At 65.4% G+C, this 16,919-nt stretch carries 15 protein-coding genes; 6 read left to right on the forward strand and 9 right to left on the reverse strand.

Annotated elements, in window-relative coordinates; translation table 11 throughout:
- Nucleotides 1-302 precede the first annotated feature (302 nt).
- Together PMES_RS10905 and PMES_RS10910 are read right to left on the reverse strand one after the other, a co-directional pair.
- On the reverse strand, nt 303-605 hold the full coding sequence (locus PMES_RS10905) for an H-NS histone family protein (RefSeq protein WP_159965723.1): 303 nt from the start codon (nt 603-605) through the stop codon (nt 303-305).
- A gap of 154 nt (nt 606-759) precedes the next feature.
- Nucleotides 760-2,730 (reverse strand): protein meaA, encoded by a 1,971-nt coding sequence (locus tag PMES_RS10910; RefSeq protein ID WP_159965724.1) that lies wholly within the window; start codon nt 2,728-2,730, stop codon nt 760-762.
- A gap of 411 nt (nt 2,731-3,141) precedes the next feature.
- Here PMES_RS10910 and PMES_RS10915 point away from each other — a divergent pair, with 411 nt between their 5' ends.
- The 6 genes from PMES_RS10915 (at nt 3,142) to PMES_RS10940 (ending at nt 9,446) form a co-directional block, all read left to right on the forward strand.
- Nucleotides 3,142-4,575: a 1-acyl-sn-glycerol-3-phosphate acyltransferase gene (locus PMES_RS10915; RefSeq protein WP_159965725.1), complete on the forward strand. Its 1,434-nt coding sequence runs from the start codon at nt 3,142-3,144 to the stop codon at nt 4,573-4,575.
- A gap of 113 nt (nt 4,576-4,688) precedes the next feature.
- Nucleotides 4,689-5,981: a crotonyl-CoA carboxylase/reductase gene (gene ccrA / locus PMES_RS10920; RefSeq protein WP_159965726.1), complete on the forward strand. Its 1,293-nt coding sequence runs from the start codon at nt 4,689-4,691 to the stop codon at nt 5,979-5,981.
- 186 nt (nt 5,982-6,167) lie between these two features.
- Entirely contained in the window at nt 6,168-6,371 is a 204-nt protein-coding gene (locus PMES_RS10925; protein ID WP_159965727.1) for a hypothetical protein, read from the forward strand.
- A complete protein-coding gene (locus PMES_RS10930; RefSeq protein ID WP_159965728.1) occupies nt 6,343-7,053 on the forward strand; it encodes a helix-turn-helix transcriptional regulator in 711 nt (236 codons plus the stop codon). Before PMES_RS10925 ends, PMES_RS10930 begins: the two co-directional genes overlap by 29 nt.
- 166 nt (nt 7,054-7,219) lie before the next feature.
- On the forward strand, nt 7,220-7,849 hold the full coding sequence (locus PMES_RS10935) for an acyl-homoserine-lactone synthase (RefSeq protein WP_159965729.1): 630 nt from the start codon (nt 7,220-7,222) through the stop codon (nt 7,847-7,849).
- A 46-nt stretch (nt 7,850-7,895) separates the two neighbouring features.
- The gene (locus tag PMES_RS10940; protein ID WP_159965730.1) at nt 7,896-9,446 is read left to right on the forward strand and encodes an AAA family ATPase; all 1,551 of its coding nucleotides are present in this window, start codon (nt 7,896-7,898) and stop codon (nt 9,444-9,446) included.
- An 18-nt stretch (nt 9,447-9,464) separates the two neighbouring features.
- Here the strand turns inward: PMES_RS10940 and PMES_RS10945 are convergent, their stop codons facing one another.
- The 7 genes from PMES_RS10945 to PMES_RS10975 form a co-directional block, all read right to left on the reverse strand.
- Nucleotides 9,465-10,241 carry a TIGR02186 family protein gene (locus tag PMES_RS10945; protein ID WP_159965731.1) on the reverse strand — a complete coding sequence of 259 codons (777 nt, stop codon included), beginning with the start codon at nt 10,239-10,241 and terminating at the stop codon, nt 9,465-9,467.
- Complete coding sequence (locus PMES_RS10950) at nt 10,238-11,152, reverse strand: sulfite exporter TauE/SafE family protein (RefSeq protein WP_159965732.1); 915 nt, start codon at nt 11,150-11,152, stop codon at nt 10,238-10,240. The genes PMES_RS10945 and PMES_RS10950 overlap by 4 nt, the downstream gene beginning before the upstream one ends.
- Before the next feature lie 76 nt (nt 11,153-11,228).
- Nucleotides 11,229-12,032, reverse strand: a complete 804-nt coding sequence (locus PMES_RS10955; RefSeq protein WP_159965733.1) for a purine-nucleoside phosphorylase — start codon at nt 12,030-12,032, stop codon at nt 11,229-11,231.
- Nucleotides 12,016-13,014, reverse strand: coding sequence for an ABC transporter permease (locus tag PMES_RS10960; protein WP_159965734.1), 999 nt, complete (start codon nt 13,012-13,014; stop codon nt 12,016-12,018). The genes PMES_RS10955 and PMES_RS10960 overlap by 17 nt, the downstream gene beginning before the upstream one ends.
- Before the next feature lie 74 nt (nt 13,015-13,088).
- Nucleotides 13,089-14,201 (reverse strand): ABC transporter permease, encoded by a 1,113-nt coding sequence (locus PMES_RS10965; RefSeq protein WP_159965735.1) that lies wholly within the window; start codon nt 14,199-14,201, stop codon nt 13,089-13,091.
- Nucleotides 14,201-15,799 carry an ABC transporter ATP-binding protein gene (locus tag PMES_RS10970; protein WP_159965736.1) on the reverse strand — a complete coding sequence of 533 codons (1,599 nt, stop codon included), beginning with the start codon at nt 15,797-15,799 and terminating at the stop codon, nt 14,201-14,203. The genes PMES_RS10965 and PMES_RS10970 overlap by 1 nt, the downstream gene beginning before the upstream one ends.
- A gap of 100 nt (nt 15,800-15,899) precedes the next feature.
- Nucleotides 15,900-16,892: a BMP family lipoprotein gene (locus tag PMES_RS10975; RefSeq protein ID WP_159965737.1), complete on the reverse strand. Its 993-nt coding sequence runs from the start codon at nt 16,890-16,892 to the stop codon at nt 15,900-15,902.
- Nucleotides 16,893-16,919: the final 27 nt, after the last annotated feature.

The following is a 16,919-nucleotide window of genomic DNA, read 5'->3' on the forward strand; positions in this document are numbered from 1 at the left end:
CGGCCGAGATCGTCCGCGTGGACTGATGACGGCGGGGAAAGGGGGCATCATGTCTCAGGCGTGAGTTACGCAACAACGCCGTGCGGAATGGTGGAGGCCATCGCTCTTTCCAAAGCCCGTCCGGGTGAGAAAAGAGAAGGCCAATTCAGTTCAGAATTGTGCCAGTTAACGATACTTGAATAGAGATATGAATTTCGAGATCTGGTAATTCGTTGAGCGAACCGGCTCGAAATGCTCACTAGAGGACGCGGGTGGGAGCAGGGCACAGAAGGCCTGCTTCCCCGACCCACGTGGATGGTCACTCAGATCGCAAAATCCTCGAGCGAGCCGCCATTCTCGAGCGCAGACTTGATCCAGCCGGGCTGCCTGCCACGGCCAGTCCAGGTTTGGCTTGGATCTTCGGGGTTGCGGTAGCGGGCTGGTGATTTTTTTGGCTTCTTGTCACGGACCATCAATTCATCCAGGGAAAAGCCATGCTCTTTCGCGGCCGTTTCCGCCGCTTTCCGGGCTTGTGCCCGGCGGCGCGCGTCATGTGTGCGAATGGCATTATCCACTTCCGTCCGGAGCTTTTCGAGCTCCTGCTGCGACATTCTTTCGAGATCCATCCAAGTCATCCCCATTGTATATGCATGCAGTTTTTCGTCGGGTCAGATAAGCGTATTATCCGACGGGTGCATGCACATTCGCAAGAAAAATTGTCACCTGTATTTTTATGCAGGTTAATGGTCGGATTTTCTACGCTTGCAGCCGATGATCATTTCATTGCGCGGCCAGTGTTTCGGGATCGGCGAGGGCGACGATATCCGTCATTATCAGATTCAATTCGAAATCCTTCGGCGTATAGACCCGCGCGACCCCAAGCGCCTTCAACGCCTCGGCATCGCTTTGCGGAATGATGCCGCCGACCACGACGGGCAGATGCGACAGCCCCGCTTCGCGCAATTGCTCCATCAGGGTTTCGATCAATGGCATATGGCTTCCCGAGAGAATCGAAAGACCGATGACATGCGGCGTTTCCCGGATTACGGCCTGCACGATTTCCGCGGGCGTAAGACGAATGCCCTCGTAATCGATTTCCATGCCGCAATCACGCGCCCGGGCCGCGATCTGCTCGGCGCCGTTTGAATGACCATCGAGCCCGGGTTTGCCGACCAGCAGTTTGAGGCGGCGTCCCAGCAGGGTGGAAATGGCATCGACCCGCGCGCGGATGTCGTCGAGACCCTCGGTGCGGTTCGATCTGGCGCGGGCGACGCCGGTCGGGCCGCGATACTGCCCGAAGACGGCGCGCACGATGTCGCCCCATTCGCCTGTCGTCGCACCGGCCCGCGCGGCCGCGATGGAGGGGGGCATGATGTTGTCGCCCTCCTGCGCGGCGCGGCGCAACTCGGCGAGCGCGCGCCGCAGGGCATCCTCGTCGCGCCCGTCGCGCCATTCCTGCAGGCGCGCGATCTGGTCGGCCTCCGCCGCGGGATCGCTGGCCATGATCGCGTCCGGCCCCGACGTCAGGGGAGAGGGCTCGGCCTCGATGTTGCGGTTCACCCCGATGACGGCGGTCTCTCCCGTCTCGATCCGGCCGATGCGCTCGGCATTGGCTTCGACGAGGCGCGATTTCATGTATTCGATCGCCTCGACCGCGCCGCCCATCGCGTCGATCTGCGCAAGCTCCTGGCGGGCGCCCTGTTTGAGGGCCTCCACCTTGCGCTCGACAGCCGGGTTGCCGTCGAAAAGGTCCTCGTATTCCAGCAGGTCGGTCTCGTAGGCCAGGATCTGCTGCATCCTGAGCGACCATTGCTGATCCCAGGGGCGCGGCAGGCCGAGTGCCTCGTTCCAGGCTGGAAGCTGCACGGCGCGGGCGCGGGCATTCTTGCTCAGCGTCACGGCCAGCATCTCGATCAGGATGCGGTAGACGTTGTTCTCTGGCTGCTGCTCGGTCAGCCCGAGACTGTTGACCTGAACACCGTAGCGGAATCGGCGATACTTGGGATCGGCGACCCCGTAGCGCGTCTCGCAAATCTCGTCCCACAGATCGACGAAAGCGCGCATCTTGCACATTTCGGTGACGAAACGGATGCCGGCATTCACGAAAAAGGAAATGCGCCCCGCCATTTTCGGGAAATCGGCTTCGGACACCTTTCCGCGAAGATCGTCGAGCACCGCGGTCGCGGTGGCGAGAGCGAAGGCAAGCTCCTGCTCGGGCGTCGCACCGGCCTCCTGCAAATGGTAGGAGCACACGTTCATCGGGTTCCAGCGCGGCAGGTGCTCGCGCGTATAGGCCGCGACATCCGTGATCATCCGCAAGCTGGGGCGCGGCGGACAGATATAGGTTCCGCGGCTGAGATATTCCTTGATGATGTCGTTCTGGACCGTGCCCTGCAACTGGCTGACATCGGCGCCCTGCTCCTCGGCGGCGGCAATATAGAGGGCGAGCAGCCACGGGGCGGTCGCGTTGATCGTCATCGACGTGTTCATCTTCTCGAGCGGGATGTTATCGAAAAGCGCACGCATGTCGCCAAGGTGGCTCACCGGCACACCGACCTTGCCGACCTCGCCGCGGGCCAGTTCGTGGTCGCTGTCATAGCCGGTCTGCGTCGGCAGGTCGAAGGCCACCGAAAGCCCGGTCTGCCCCTTCGCGAGGTTCCCGCGATAGAGCGCGTTCGAGGCGGTGGCCGTGGAATGGCCGGCATAGGTGCGGAACAGCCAGGGATGATCGCGGTTTTCCGTCTCGGACATCTCGAACCTCTGCACATTATTGTTGCTAGAATATCGGCTATACTGGCAATAATATTGCGTGTAAATGCTGCGCCGCAAAAAAAACGGCCGTGGCGCGTCGGCCCTATGCCGATCCGTGCCGCTGGCCGAATTCAGTGCACAAGCGTGCGTCCGGCCGTCTTCACCGGGCAGCGGCGCGGGCGCCCGCCTCGCCATGTCCGGTCTCGCGGTTGATGCCGCCCCGATGCGGATGCGTGAGGGCGCCCGGACGGGCCGGGGAATGGTCCGCCTTCGGCGGGCCGGCATCGCGGGTATCGCGCGCGGGTTTGTCCGGCCGGCCCTGTTGCGGGGCTGCACCCAATCGCGGTCCGTTGGAGCCACCGCACGCTGGCCGCTTTTCGACGGCGGGCAATGATGCCACGGTCCCGTGCAATGTTCGACACCGTACAAATCCCCGTCTGGCTGCTGGTCCTGATCCTGCTCTTCGCGGCGGCGACGTTGCTGACGCATTTCATCAACCCGCCGGTGCGCTGGTTCTTCCGCCGCCGGATGGAGCGGGCGGTAGAGCGGCTCAACAAGCGGCTCGAGCGGCCGATACAGCCTTTCAAGCTGGCCCGGCGTCACGACATGATCCAGCGCCTGATCTATGATCCGAAGGTTGCCGAGGCGGTGACCCGTCATGCGCGCGAGACGGGAATGCGCGAGGACGTCGCCTTCGCCGAGGCCCGGCGCTATGCACGGGAAATCGTCCCATCCTTCAGCGCATCCGCCTATTTCGGCGTCGCGATCCGGGCGGCGCGCTGGCTTTCGACCCGGCTCTACGACATCCGTCTCGGCGAGATCGGGCAGGCGGGGATGCAGAAGATCGACCCCGATGCCACGGTGATCTTCGTGATGAACCACCGCAGCAATACCGATTACGTCCTCGTCACCTATCTCGTCGCGGACCGCTCCGCGCTCAGTTATGCCGTGGGGGAATGGGCGCAGGTCTGGCCGCTCAGCCGGCTGATCCGCGCGATGGGGGCGTATTTCATTCGGCGCAAGTCGCGCAACACGCTCTACCGCAGGGTGCTGGCGCGCTATGTGCAGCTTTCCACCCAGGCCGGCGTCACCCAGGCGATCTTTCCCGAAGGCGGGCTGAGCCTGACCGGAAGCGTGGGCGCGGCACGGCTCGGGTTGCTGAGCTACATTGTCTCCGACTTCGACATGCGCGGGCGCGATGTCGTCTTCGTGCCGATCTCGTTGAACTACGACAGGGTGATCGAGGACCGCATCCTGGTCGAGGCCGCGCAATCGGGTGAGCGCCGCTTCCGCGCCTCCTTCCTGCGGGGCGCCTTCTTCGCCGGGCGATGGCTGCGGCGCCGCATCACGGGGCGGGCAAAGCGGTTCGGAATGGCGGCGGTCACCTTCGGCGAGCCGCTTTCGCTGAAAGCCTTCCTGGCCGCGCGTGCCGTGACGCAAGGCGATGTGACCGGCGAGCGCGGCGTGACCGCGATCGCGCAGGAGGTGATGCAGCGCATCCGCAAGGGGGTTCCGGCCCTTCCCGTGCCGCTCTTTCTCGCCGCGCTGATCGAGGGCTGCGAGACGCTCGGCGAGATCGAACTGTGGATGGCGCGGCGGGTCGAGATGCTGCGCGCGAGCGGTGCCGTTGCCCATCTGCGCGAGGACAGCATCTCGCTGACGGCGCGCGATGCGCTCGAACGGTTGAGGGTGCGGCGCATGCTCGACGAGAGCGGCGGGCGGATCAAGATCGCGCCGGGGCGCATGTCGATCGCGGCCTTCTACGCCGCCTCGGTCGGCGATCCGCTGGCCGATGATGCTGCGCCGCAGGAAAACGAGGCGATCGAGCCGCGACTGGAGACATAAAGTTGCTATAGGCCGCGCACGCGGGTTGCATTATTGCGCTTCGGACGATATTCCCGCAGCAGGGCGCCCAGTTTTCTGCAATGCGGCGCGAGGTGATGCCAAGGAGGTCCGAAATGGCGCTTGACGATGAACAGACCCTGCCCAGCTACGATGCGCCGGTGAAGGATATCTATGCGGTTGGAGAGATGCCTCCGATGGGCCATATCCCGGCGAAAATGCATGCTTGGGCGATCCGCCGGGAGCGTCACGGCGAGCCCGACAAGTCGTTCCAGCTCGAGCAGGTCGACACGCCGCGCCCCGACAGCCACGAGGTCCTCGTTCTGGTGATGGCGGCCGGGGTGAACTACAACGGCGTCTGGGCCGGTCTCGGCATTCCGATCAGCCCCTTCGACGTGCACAAGGCCGAGTATCACATTGCCGGATCGGACGCCTCTGGCATCGTCTGGGCGGTGGGCGACAAGGTCACCCGCTGGAAGGTCGGCGACGAGGTCGTGATCCACTGCAACCAGGACGATGGCGACGACGAGGAGTGCAACGGCGGCGATCCGATGTTCTCCACCAGCCAGCGCATCTGGGGCTACGAGACGCCCGACGGCTCCTTCGCGCAGTTCACCTGCGTGCAGGCTCAGCAGCTCATGCCGCGTCCGCGCCACCTGACCTGGGAAGAGAGCGCGTGCTACACGCTGACCCTCGCCACCGCCTACCGCATGCTCTTCGGCCATCACCCGCACGAGCTCAAGCCGGGTCAGAACGTGCTCGTCTGGGGCGCTTCCGGGGGTCTGGGTTCATACGCGATCCAGCTCATCAACACCGCCGGCGCGAATGCCATCGCGGTGATCTCCGAGGAGGACAAGCGCGACTTCGTCATGGGGCTCGGGGCCAAGGGGGTCATCAACCGCAAGGAATTCGACTGCTGGGGCCAGATGCCGGTCGTGAACACCGACGCGTACAAGAAATGGTTCGGCGAGGTGCGCAAGTTCGGAAAGGCCATCTGGGACTTCACCGGAAAGGGCAACAATGTCGACATGGTCTTCGAGCATCCCGGCGAGGCCACCTTCCCGGTTTCGACCTTCGTGTGCAAGAAGGGCGGCATGGTCGTGATCTGCGCCGGGACGACCGGTTACAACCTGACGATGGATGCGCGCTATCTGTGGATGCATCAAAAGCGCGTGCAGGGCAGCCATTTCGCCCATCTCAAGCAGGCGGCCGCCGCCAACAAGCTCATGGTCGAGCGGCGTCTCGATCCGTGCATGTCCGAAGTCTTCGAGTGGAACGAGATCCCGGCCGCGCATGTGAAAATGCGCCGCAACGAGCACAAGCCGGGCAACATGTCGGTGTTGGTTCAGGCACCAAAGACCGGACTGCGGACCTTCGAAGACACGTATGAGGCGAGCCTCAACCGCTAAGACGATGATCGGCTTCTGAAAAAAGCGCGGCGCTCAGGGCGCCGCGTTAATTTTATCTGCATTTACCACTGAAAAATACGTTCTCCCCATTTTGGGGGAGTTGCGCCGGCACTCCGCCTCGAGTCATAGTTCACATGCTAAGGTTGTATAAACAGCATTGACAGTGCAATGGGAGGTGGTCTTATCATGACCAACGACTGGTTGATCGACGTTCTTGCCGACCTGAAGGCTTTCGCGGACAAGAACGAGTATGCCGCCCTTGCCGTGCAACTTGAACGGACCGCCAATATCACGGCGTCCGAACTCGCCGCACATGAAGTCGGGGCGCTCCAGAGGGAAGCGGGAGCCTGGGCGGAGTGGAATGCAGAAGCGACTGCACGACATCATTGAGCATGTGAGTGGAGCCTCGAATATCGGCGAGATCGGCGCGACCATTCTTGGACTGACGGATGTTCTGGACGTCGAGCATATCGCCTATCATTCGGTCAATGGCGGCGGTGAATATGCAAGCTCCACCTACAAGGACGACTGGATCGATTGCTATCTGGGGAACGGCTACAGCCGCATAGACCCGGTGGTGCAGGCCGGGTTCACGCAATTCGGACCGGTCAACTGGAACGAGCTCGACTGGAGCGGCAAGTCGGCCAGGGCCTTCATGGGCGAGGCCCAGAGCGCCGGTGTCGGGAACCAGGGATTGTCCATTCCGATCCGCGGACCGCGCGGGCAGTTCGCGCTTTTCACCGTCTCGCAGCGTGACAGCATCGAGGGCTGGAAGAGCTATACCGACAATTTCGCGCTCGACCTTGTCATGCTCGCGCATGTCATCAACCAGAAGGCACTGGAACTCGACACCGTCCAGGGACGGGGCGAGATCCCCCGCCTCTCCCCACGGGAAGCGGATGCGCTGACCCTTCTGGCAGGCGGAATGAACCGTGCGCAATCGGCCGATTACCTGCGCATCTCGGAGCATACGTTGCGGGTCTATATCGAAAGCGCGCGCTTCAAGCTCAAGGCCAACAACACCACCCATGCGGTCGCGCGCGCCATCTGCCTTGGCATGATCGCCGTCTGAACCCGCCGCTCAGGCGCCCGAACCGCTCCGCGCAGGCGGCGGCCTTTCCCGCATTCAGGCGGGGCAGGGCGCTCGCCTTGGCATGCCGATTACCGAGCGCGCGCTGCCATCGGCCCCCGTTAACCGTCCCCGAATGAGGCTGGTCTTCCATTCAAGGAGGATCACCATGCTCAGATATGTCCGCGCCGAGGCTCTGCAGGCGCATCCAGTGCTGCGCGACGGCATGTTCCGCGATCGGGCTGCGCAATTCTCGCGCCGTCTCGGCTGGGAGGTGACGGTGGACGCGTCCGGCTGCGAGCGCGATGCATATGACGCCCTCTCGCCCGTCTACATGATCGCGCAGACGCCATCTGGCCATCATGCCGGCTCGATGCGGATGCTGCCCACGACCGGGCGCACGATGCTGGCCGAGCATTTCGCCGAGCTTTGGGGCGACAAGCCGATCGCCTCCCCTCATATCTGGGAGAGCACCCGGTTCTGCGCCGCGCCCGGCGCGCCGCCGCAGATCGCGGCACTGCTGATGCTGGGCGCACTCGAATTCGGCGTCGCACTGGGGCTCAGCCACCTCGTGGGCGTGTTCGACGCGAGGATGATCGGTGTCTACCGGCGGCTTGGCTGGTCCCCGGCCGTGACCGGGCGCTCACATGAGGGGCGCGACGCGATTTGCGCGGGGCTCTGGGCGATCGAGCCGGAGCTGCGCCCGGAGCTGCGCCGGAGGGCGGGCGTGTCGGCGCAGGTCACCGCGCATTGGACACGGCGTGCCTTCGGCACGCCCGGCAAACTGGTCGCGGCCTGACGATCCGATCTGGGCAAGGGCCGGGCCAGAAGTTAGGGTCCGGCCCATGCAAGAGCCGTCCATCCAGTATTCCGAAGACCAGTCCGCCGCCCGTGACCGCATCCTCAAGCTGCTCGAGGATGCCGGCGTGCACCATGCGGGCGATCCCGAGGAGGCCGCGCTGCGTCCCATGCCCGATGCGCGCGAGCAGGTCATGGCCGTCATCGGCAAGGCCGGATCTGGCAAGACCCTCCTGCTGGCCGATCTCTACAAGGCGCTCGCCGCGGCGGGCGTCGAGATCGTCTCGGGGGATTACGAAAGCCGCCGCAAGCGCGAGAGGCGCACGCTGGCCATCCTCGCCCCGACGAACAAGGCCGCGAGCGTGCTGCGCAATCGCGGCGTGCCCGCGACCACCATCCACCGCATCCTCTATACCCCGGTCTACGACCCCGAATACGAGAAGGTCGCCGAATGGCTGGCGGGCAATGGCGATCGCCCGGTGATCGAGGGGCTGAGCGAGGAGGCGCTCGACCGCGCGCTCGCCTTCTTCCAGACCAACAAGTCCGTCCCCGGCGCCCTTGCGACGGCGGGCCTGCGCGGGTCCGACTTCATCACCGGCTGGAAGCGACGCGAGGAGCCGCTCGATATCGGTTTCGTCGATGAGAGCTCGATGCTCGACAAGCGGCAGTTCGACGATCTCAAGGAAATCTTCCCGACGCTCCTGCTCTTTGGCGACCCCGCGCAGCTCGCCCCCGTGCAGCAATCGGGCGAGATGGTCTTCGACGGGCTGTCCGAAAGACAAAAGCTGATCCTGCACCGCGTGCACCGGCAGGACAGCGACAATCCGATCCTCGATCTCGCCCATGCGCTTGCCGATGACAGCCTGACTTTCGAGCAGTTCGAGAGGATGGTCGAAGAGGCGGCGGCCCGCGATGACCGCGTGGTGATGGCCGGGCGCGTCGAGGCACAGAAGATGGCCCGCAGTCCTGTCCTCGTCTGGCGCAACGCGACCCGCATCAGGCTGATCCATGCCTTCAGGGCCGCCTATGGCGCGCCGCCCGACGCGCTTCTGCCCGGCGAACCGCTGATCTGCGACGGGCTCGAATTGCCGCTCAAGCATCGCAAGAAGCGCATCGATCTGGAGGCACGCGGCCTCATCAAGGGTGCGCAGGTCGTCTACCTGGGGGCGGGGCGCAAGCCGGGCTTCTCACGGCTCCATGTCATGGGCGCCGAGGAGCCGCAGATCAGCGCCGCCTCGATCGTCAAGATCGAGCTTCCCGACGTCGAGGAGCCCTTCATCCCTTATGCTGCGCGGATGGGTGCCACCTTCCTGCACGGCGCCGCCGTGACGATCCACAAGGCGCAAGGCAGCCAGTGGCGCGAGGTTCAGGTCTTTGCCCCGGACCTTTGGGCGGCGGCGCGCGTGGGACGGATGGAGGCGGGGGTGCCCTTGTGGAAACGGCTGGCCTATGTCGCGATCACGCGCGCGGAGGAGCGGCTTTTCTGGGTGATGCGCAACCGCCTCGCCCGGCCCGAGGCACCGCTTTCGGTCGAGGATCTGGCCGCGCGTCCCGGCGCGCCCCTGGCGCTCGAGCCACAAGACGCCCCCGGAGAATGAGACGGGAGGCGGCGGGCCTCAGCTCTTGAACTGCCTGAAGGCTGCCGATGCGGCCCATCCCGCGAGAATGGCGATCGCGATGGAAAGCAGCCCGTAGAGAAGCGGCTGCTCATGCGCGAGTGTGAAAAGGAACCGCTCGAGGCCGACTTTCTGAACGAAGATGGCGGTCTTGAAACTGTTGGCGATGCGGCCCCCGCGGGTGAGGAAGACCCGGACCTCGTAATTGCCCTCGACGAGATTGGCCGGCAGCGCGACGCGCGTCTCGAACAGCGTCTCCTCGGTGATCCGCACTGTCCCCTCGTTGAGCTGGTAGAGCCCGACCGCCTCGCGGATGCGGATCAGCGCCTCGGTGAAACTCTTGGGATCGTCGATGCCGGGAGGGGCGCCGACCGAACGGATCGCGCGCTTGATGGTGATCGCGTGGCGCAGGTCCTCGGTATTGCTCAGGGCGGCGCGCAGCGGGCCACTGGTGGAGACCGCGTAGAAGCTCGGCGCACTGTCGATCTCGACCGAATCGCGGTTCAGCCAGATCGCCGCCCACCGCGCCTTGCGTCGCACCGCCACGGCCTCGTCGGGGCCCTCCACCGTGATCACCACTTCGAGCGGCGGACCATCGGGTGCCGGGGCATCGCGCTTGACCGCGCCGAAGATGAGGATCTCCGTGCCATCGAAATTGGCGGTGATAGAGATGCGGTTCTGGCTGAGCCCGGCCACGACCTGCTCGTCGGCGGTGCCGGATGCGGGCCATGACAGCGCCGCGATGCAGGCCAGCGCGATGAGACGCGGCAGGATCATTTCGTGGACCCGATCGAGTAAAGCTCCGCCGGTCGCACCAGCAGGTCGAAAGCCAGCTTGCCGCAGACCAGAAGGACCAGCGCCGCGAGCAGGATGCGCAACTGCTCGGCCCTGAGCAGCAATCCAAGACGTGTGCCGACCTGTGCCCCGATCACCCCGCCCACGATCAGCAGCAGGGCGAGGAGCATGTCCACGGTGTAGTTGGTCGTGGCATGCAGCAGCGTGGTGAAGGCGGTGACGAAGATGATCTGGAAAAGCGAGGTGCCGATCACGACTTTCGTGGGCATTCCAAGCAGGTAGATCATCGCGGGCACCATGATGAAGCCGCCGCCCACCCCCATGATCGCCGCAAGGACACCGACGAGCGTGCCGACCATCAGCGGCGGGATCACCGAGATATAAAGGCCGGATGTGCGGAACTTCATCTTCCCCGGAAGGGCATGGACCCAGTTATGACGCCGCCGCCGCGGCCTGGCGCCTCCGGGACGGCGGGCGCGGGCGATCGCGGTCAGCGATTCGGCGAACATCAGGGCCCCGATGATCCCGAGAAAGACGACGTAGCTGAGCTGAACCAGGAGATCGACCTGTCCCAACTCGCGCAGCCGGTTGAACAGCTGCACCCCCATCAGGGAGCCCAGCAGGCCCCCGGCGAGCAGCACCAGCCCCATTCGGAAATCCACCGTGCGCCGCCGGATATGCGCCAGGACGCCCGAAATGGAGGAGGCGACGATCTGATTGGCCGAGGTCGCGACGGCGACCGCGGGCGGGATCCCCACGAAGAAGAGCAGGGGCGTGATGAGGAAGCCGCCGCCGACGCCGAACATTCCCGACAGAAGGCCGACGATCCCGCCGAGCCCCAGCAGCAGGAAGGCGTTGACCGAAACCTCGGCGATGGGAAGGTAGATCTGCATGGCGGCGGTCCTGCGTACTGGCTTCCTTCAATCATTCATGGCGATCGATGACTATCCCCGGCAGGGCCGCGGCGGATCACCCTTGCGACAGGAACCGTCGAAGCACCGTTTCGAGCTTGGCGGCCCCGATGGGCGCCATCGCCTTGGTATGCTCATGGCTGATCGCCTCGTCGCTCATACCCGCAGCCATGTTGGTGATGGTCGAGATCGCCGCGCAGCGCAGCCCCAGGAACCGCCCCAGGATCACCTCCGGCACCGTCGACATCCCGACCGCGTCGGCGCCGAGGATGCGGATCGCCCTGATCTCGGCCGGGGTCTCGAAGGAGGGGCCGGAATACCAGGCATAGACGCCTTCGGGCAGGGCGATGTCGCTGTCCGCGGCCGCGCGGGCGAGCGCCGCGCGCATCTGCGGGTCGTAGGCATCGCCCATGGGGACGAAGCGCGCGTCCGTCGTCTCGCCGATCAACGGATTGAGACCCGAGAAGTTGATGTGATCACGCAGCATCATCAGGCTGCCCGTCCGCATCGCGGGATCGAGCGATCCGGCGGCATTGGTCAGGATCAGCTGCTCCGCGCCGAGACCGCGCAGCACCTCGAGCGGCAATCGCATCGCGTCGGCCTGTCCGCTCTCGTAGTAATGGGCCCGCCCGCCAAGCACCGCCACGCGCCGCCCCTCCAGCTGTCCGATCACCAGTTTCGGCGCATGTCCCGACACCCCGGCATGGGGAAAGCCTGGAAGCTGGCCGTAGGGAATGGACACGCCCTCGACCGTGTCGGCGAGATGGCCGAGCCCGGAGCCGAGGATCAGCCCCAGTTCAACCGGCTCGGGGCCGGCGCGATCGCGGATGAAGCGGACGAGGTCGTCAGCGTTCCTTGACATAGGGTTCTCCTCCGGCACGGGGCGGAATGGCGCGGCCGACGAAGCCGGCCAGGATGACGACGGTGAGGATATAGGGCAAAGCCTGCATGAATTGCGTCGGGATGCCGATGCCCAGGATATCGATGCTCTGGAACCGGTTGCCGACCGCCTCGAGCAGGCCGAAGAGCAGGCAGGCGAAGAGCGCATACCATGGCCGCCACTTGGCGAAGATCAGCGCGGCGAGGGCGATGAAGCCGCGCCCGGCGGTCATGTCCTTCACGAAGCCCGCCGCCAGCCCGGTCGCCAGATAGGCTCCGGCAAGGCCGCACAGCACGCCGGCGATCACAACGGCCGCATAGCGCAGGCGCACGACCGAGACACCGGCCGTGTCGACGGCGCCCGGGTTCTCGCCAACGGCCCGCAGGCGCAGCCCGAACCGGGTACGGAACAGGACGTACCAACTGACCGGGACCATCGCGATGGCGACGTAGACCAGCAATGTATGCCCCGAGATCAGGTCCCAGTAGATGGCGCTGACGCCGCTGGGTTCGACCCCGTCGGCGATCGTCTCCCGATAGCCTTCCCGCAGGGCGGTGGCGCCGGGCAGCGAGATCTCCGAAAAGCGCGCCCCGCCCGTCAGGCTCGGCGTGCGGCCGCCCTGCGAGAACCAGTCCTGCGCGATGAGCACGGTCATGCCGGATGCGAGGAAGTTGATCGCCACGCCCGAGATCAGCTGATCGCCGCGGAAGGTGATCGAGGCCAGCCCGTGGATCAGTGCGAAGGTCACCGAAGCCGTGACCCCCGCCGCGAGGCCGAGCCAGACCGATCCCGTTGCCGCGGCCACGGCCGCAGAAAAGAAGGCGGCGACCAGCATCTTTCCCTCGAGCCCGATGTCGATGACCCCGGCGCGTTCGGAGAAGAGCCCCGCGAGGCAGGCCAGAAGCAGGGGCGTGGCAAGGCGGACGGTGCTGTCGAGGATCTGGATGATCGTCAGGAGATCCATCTCGGGGCTCCTTTGTGGCGGCGCGGCGCGGCGGTTGAGGCTTGGGAGGCGGAAAGCGGTGGTGTCATGATGGCTTACTCCCCTCCGGCGGCGGGCGCGGGCCTGCGGCGACCGAAGCGCAGGAACATCCGGCTGAGCGGACGGCGCACCATCCCGTCGAGCGCGCCCGTGAAGAGGATGACGAGCGCCTGAATAACGACCACCATTTCGCGCGGGACGGAGGTTTCGAATTCGAGCTCGGCGCCCCCTTGGTAGAGCGCGCCGAAGAGGATCGCGGCCAGCAGCACGCCCAGGGGATGCGAGCGGCCCATGAGGGCCACGGCGATGCCGACGAAGCCGGCGCCCAAGACGTTGTCTTGCAGCAGGCGCTGCTGCTCGCCCATCACCGCGTTGATCGCCATCATGCCGGCCAGCCCGCCGGAGATCAGCATCGCCAGCATGATGATGCGGAACGGCGAGATACCGGCATAGACCGCCGCCGATTCGCTCTGTCCGAAAGCGCGGATCTCGTAGCCGAGCCTGGTGCGCCAGATCAGCAGCCAGGTTGCCCAGCAGGCCGCGAGGCCAAGCACGAAGCTGATGTTGAGCGGGGTGCGCCCGAAGCTGATGCCCATCGCCGCGAAGATGTCGCGCGCCGTGGGCAGGAACGTGGTCTCGGGGAAGCGCGCCGTCTCCGGCGCCATCGAGCCCGGCACCTTGAGCGCGCCCACGAGCAGGTAGACGAGCAGGGCGGATGCGATGAAGTTGAACATGATCGTGGTGATCACGATATGGCTGCCGCGGCGCGCCTGCAGATAGGCCGGGATCGCCGCCCAGGCGGCACCGAAAAGCGCGCCGCCCAGCACCGCCGCGGGCAGGGCCAGCGTCCAGTGCGGCCATGGCACCCAGAGCACCACCAGCGCGACGCCGAGCGCGCCGAGCTGCGCCTGTCCCTCGCCGCCGATATTGAAGAGCCGTGCATGGAAGGCGACGGCGACCGCGAGGCCGGTGAAGATGAAGTTGGTGGCATAGAAAAGCGTGTAGCCCCAGCCATAGGTCGAGCCCACGGCGCCCCGCACCATGATCTGCAATGCCTCGACCGGGTCCTCGCCGATCAGCAGGACCACGAGGCCGGAGACGAGCAGGGCGAGCAGCAGGTTGATCAGGGGGATCAGGGCGACATCGGCCCATTTGGGAAGCTTGTCCATCACGGAGTCCTCTGGCCGGTCAGGTCGAGATTGGCCTCGATCTCATCGAGGGTGGGATCGGCGTCCGTGTCGGTGATGCCCGCCATCAGGAGCCCCAGCTCGCGCTCGTCGGTCTCGGACGGGTGACGCTCGCCCATGATGCGGCCGTCGAACATGACGGCGATCCGGTCCGAGAGCGACAGGATCTCGTCAAGCTCGACCGAAACGAGAAGCACCGCCTTGCCGGCATCGCGAAGCGCGACGATCTGCTGATGGATGAACTCGATCGCCCCGATATCGACACCCCGCGTCGGCTGTCCGACAAGCAGCAGGTCGGGATTGCGCTCAAGCTCGCGGGCGATGACGATCTTCTGCTGGTTGCCTCCCGAGAAGTTCTTCGCGCTGAGCCAGCAATCGGCGGGGCGCACGTCGAATTTCTCGATCTTGGCCTGCATGTCGCGGCGCAGCGCATCGTTGTCCATGAGCAAGCCGCGCGCATAGGCCGGATCGTCGTGATAGCCGAAGGCGACATTCTCCCAGGCATGGAAATCGAGGATCAGCCCCTCGCGGTGCCGGTCCTCGGGCACATGCGCGATCCCGGCCTGCCGGCGGAACCTGGCCCCGGCCCGTGGACCCTCGAGCGGCAGGTCGCGGCCGTTGAGGGTGACGCGCCCCTCGGCCGCGCGCATGCCGCCCAGCACCTGGAGGAGTTCGGACTGGCCGTTGCCCGCCACCCCGGCAATGCCGAGGATCTCTCCGGCGCGCAAGGTAAGGTCGATACCGCGCAGGCGCTCGACCTTCTTCTCGTCCACCACCCTGAGCCCTTCGATCTCCAGGACCACGTCGCGCGGCACGGCGGGGGTCTTCTCGACCCGCAGCAGGACCTCGCGCCCCACCATCATCTCGGCAAGCCGGCTTGGATCGGTGCTCGCCGTGGCCACGGTCGCCGTCATCTCGCCGCGCCGCATGACACTGACGGTATCGGTGATGTCCATGATTTCCCGGAGCTTGTGGGTGATCAGGATGATCGTCTTTCCCTCCCGCCGCAGCCCCTCGAGGATGCGGAAGAGATGATCGGCCTCGGCGGGGGTGAGCACGCCCGTGGGCTCGTCGAGGATGAGGATGTCGGCCTGCCTGTAGAGCGCCTTGAGGATCTCCACGCGCTGCTGCATCCCGACGCCGAGATCCTCGATCCGGGCATCGGGATCGACATGCAGCTCGTAATCCTCCGACAGGCGCGAGAGCAGCTTGCGCGCCTTCGCGAGGCTCGGCCTCAACCAGGCGCCCTCCTCGGCGCCGAGCACGATGTTCTCGAGCACGGTGAAATTCTCGACCAGCTTGAAATGCTGGAAGACCATGCCGATGCCGGCGGCGATCGCGGCCTGGCTGTCGGGGATCTCGGCGGTCTTGCCGCGGATCATGACCTGGCCGGCATCGGCCTTGTAGAAGCCGTAGAGGATCGACATCAGCGTCGATTTTCCGGCACCGTTCTCGCCGATGATGCCGTGGATCGTCCCCGGCATCACCCGCATCGAGATATCCTTGTTGGCCTGCACCGGGCCGAAGGACTTGGAGATGCCGACAAGCTCGATCGCCGGAGTTGTCGCGTCGTCGCTCATGAGCCGCCTCTCATCTGTGTGAAAGGGCCGCGGCCTCCTTCGCGGCGGCGCGGCCCTTCGGCAGGGTTCAATCAAGGCCGGCGCCGGGCCGGCCCCGCGATCAGCTCGGGCAGCTGTCGTCGGAAGTGTAGTCGTGGACCTCGATCTCGCCGGCGATGATCTTCGCCTTGGCTTCCTCGACCCTGGACTTCATTTCCTCGTCGACGAGGTCGGCATTGTGCTCGTCCATCGCGTAGGCGACGCCGTCCGTGCCGAGGTCGAGCACTTGGATGCCGGTCTCGAAGCGGTCTTCCTCGGCGCTCTGGAACGCCTCGTAGACGGCGTTGTCCACGCGCTTGACCATCGAGGTCAGCATGGTGCCCGGATGCATGTAGTTCTGGTTGCTGTCGACGCCGATCGCCTTGATCCCCTCGTCGGCTGCGGTCTGCAGCACGCCCACGCCGGTGCCCCCGGCGGCGGCATAGACCACGTCCGAGCCCTGGCTGATCTGCGCGCGGGTCAGCTCGCCGCCCTTGACCGGATCGTTCCAGGCGGCGGGCGTCGTGCCGGTCATGTTCTCGATCACCGTGATGTCGGGGTTCACCGCCTTGGCGCCCTGCTTGTAGCCGCAGGCGAACTTGCGGATCAGCGGAACGTCCATGCCGCCCACGAAGCTCACGGTGCCGCTCTCGGAGGCGAGGGCGGCCATCATGCCGGCAAGGTAGCTGCCCTCGTGCTCGGTGAAGACCACCGACTGCACGTTGGGCTGATCGACGACCATGTCGACGATGGTGAAGTTGGTGTCGGGATAATCGGGCGCGACCTTCTCGAGCGTCGAGGCGTTTGCAAAGCCGAGGACCACCACGGGGTTCGCGCCGCGCTCGGCCATGCGGCGCATCGTCTGCTCGCGCTGGGCCTCGGATTGCAGTTCGGTCTCCATGTAATCATTGCCCGTCTCCTCCTTCCAACGCTGGGCGCCGGCATAGGCGCTCTCGTTGAAGGACTTGTCGAACTTGCCGCCGAGATCGATGATCAGCCCGGGCTCCGCAAGCGCCGAACCGGCGCCCAGCGCGGTGAGGGCGGCGGCGCCGAGTAGCTTGTGCATCAAGGTCATGGATGTCTCCCGTGTCTTTTGTCTTGG

The organism is Profundibacterium mesophilum KAUST100406-0324 (assembly GCF_009835145.1).
In the GTDB taxonomy this organism is placed as follows: domain Bacteria; phylum Pseudomonadota; class Alphaproteobacteria; order Rhodobacterales; family Rhodobacteraceae; genus Profundibacterium; species Profundibacterium mesophilum.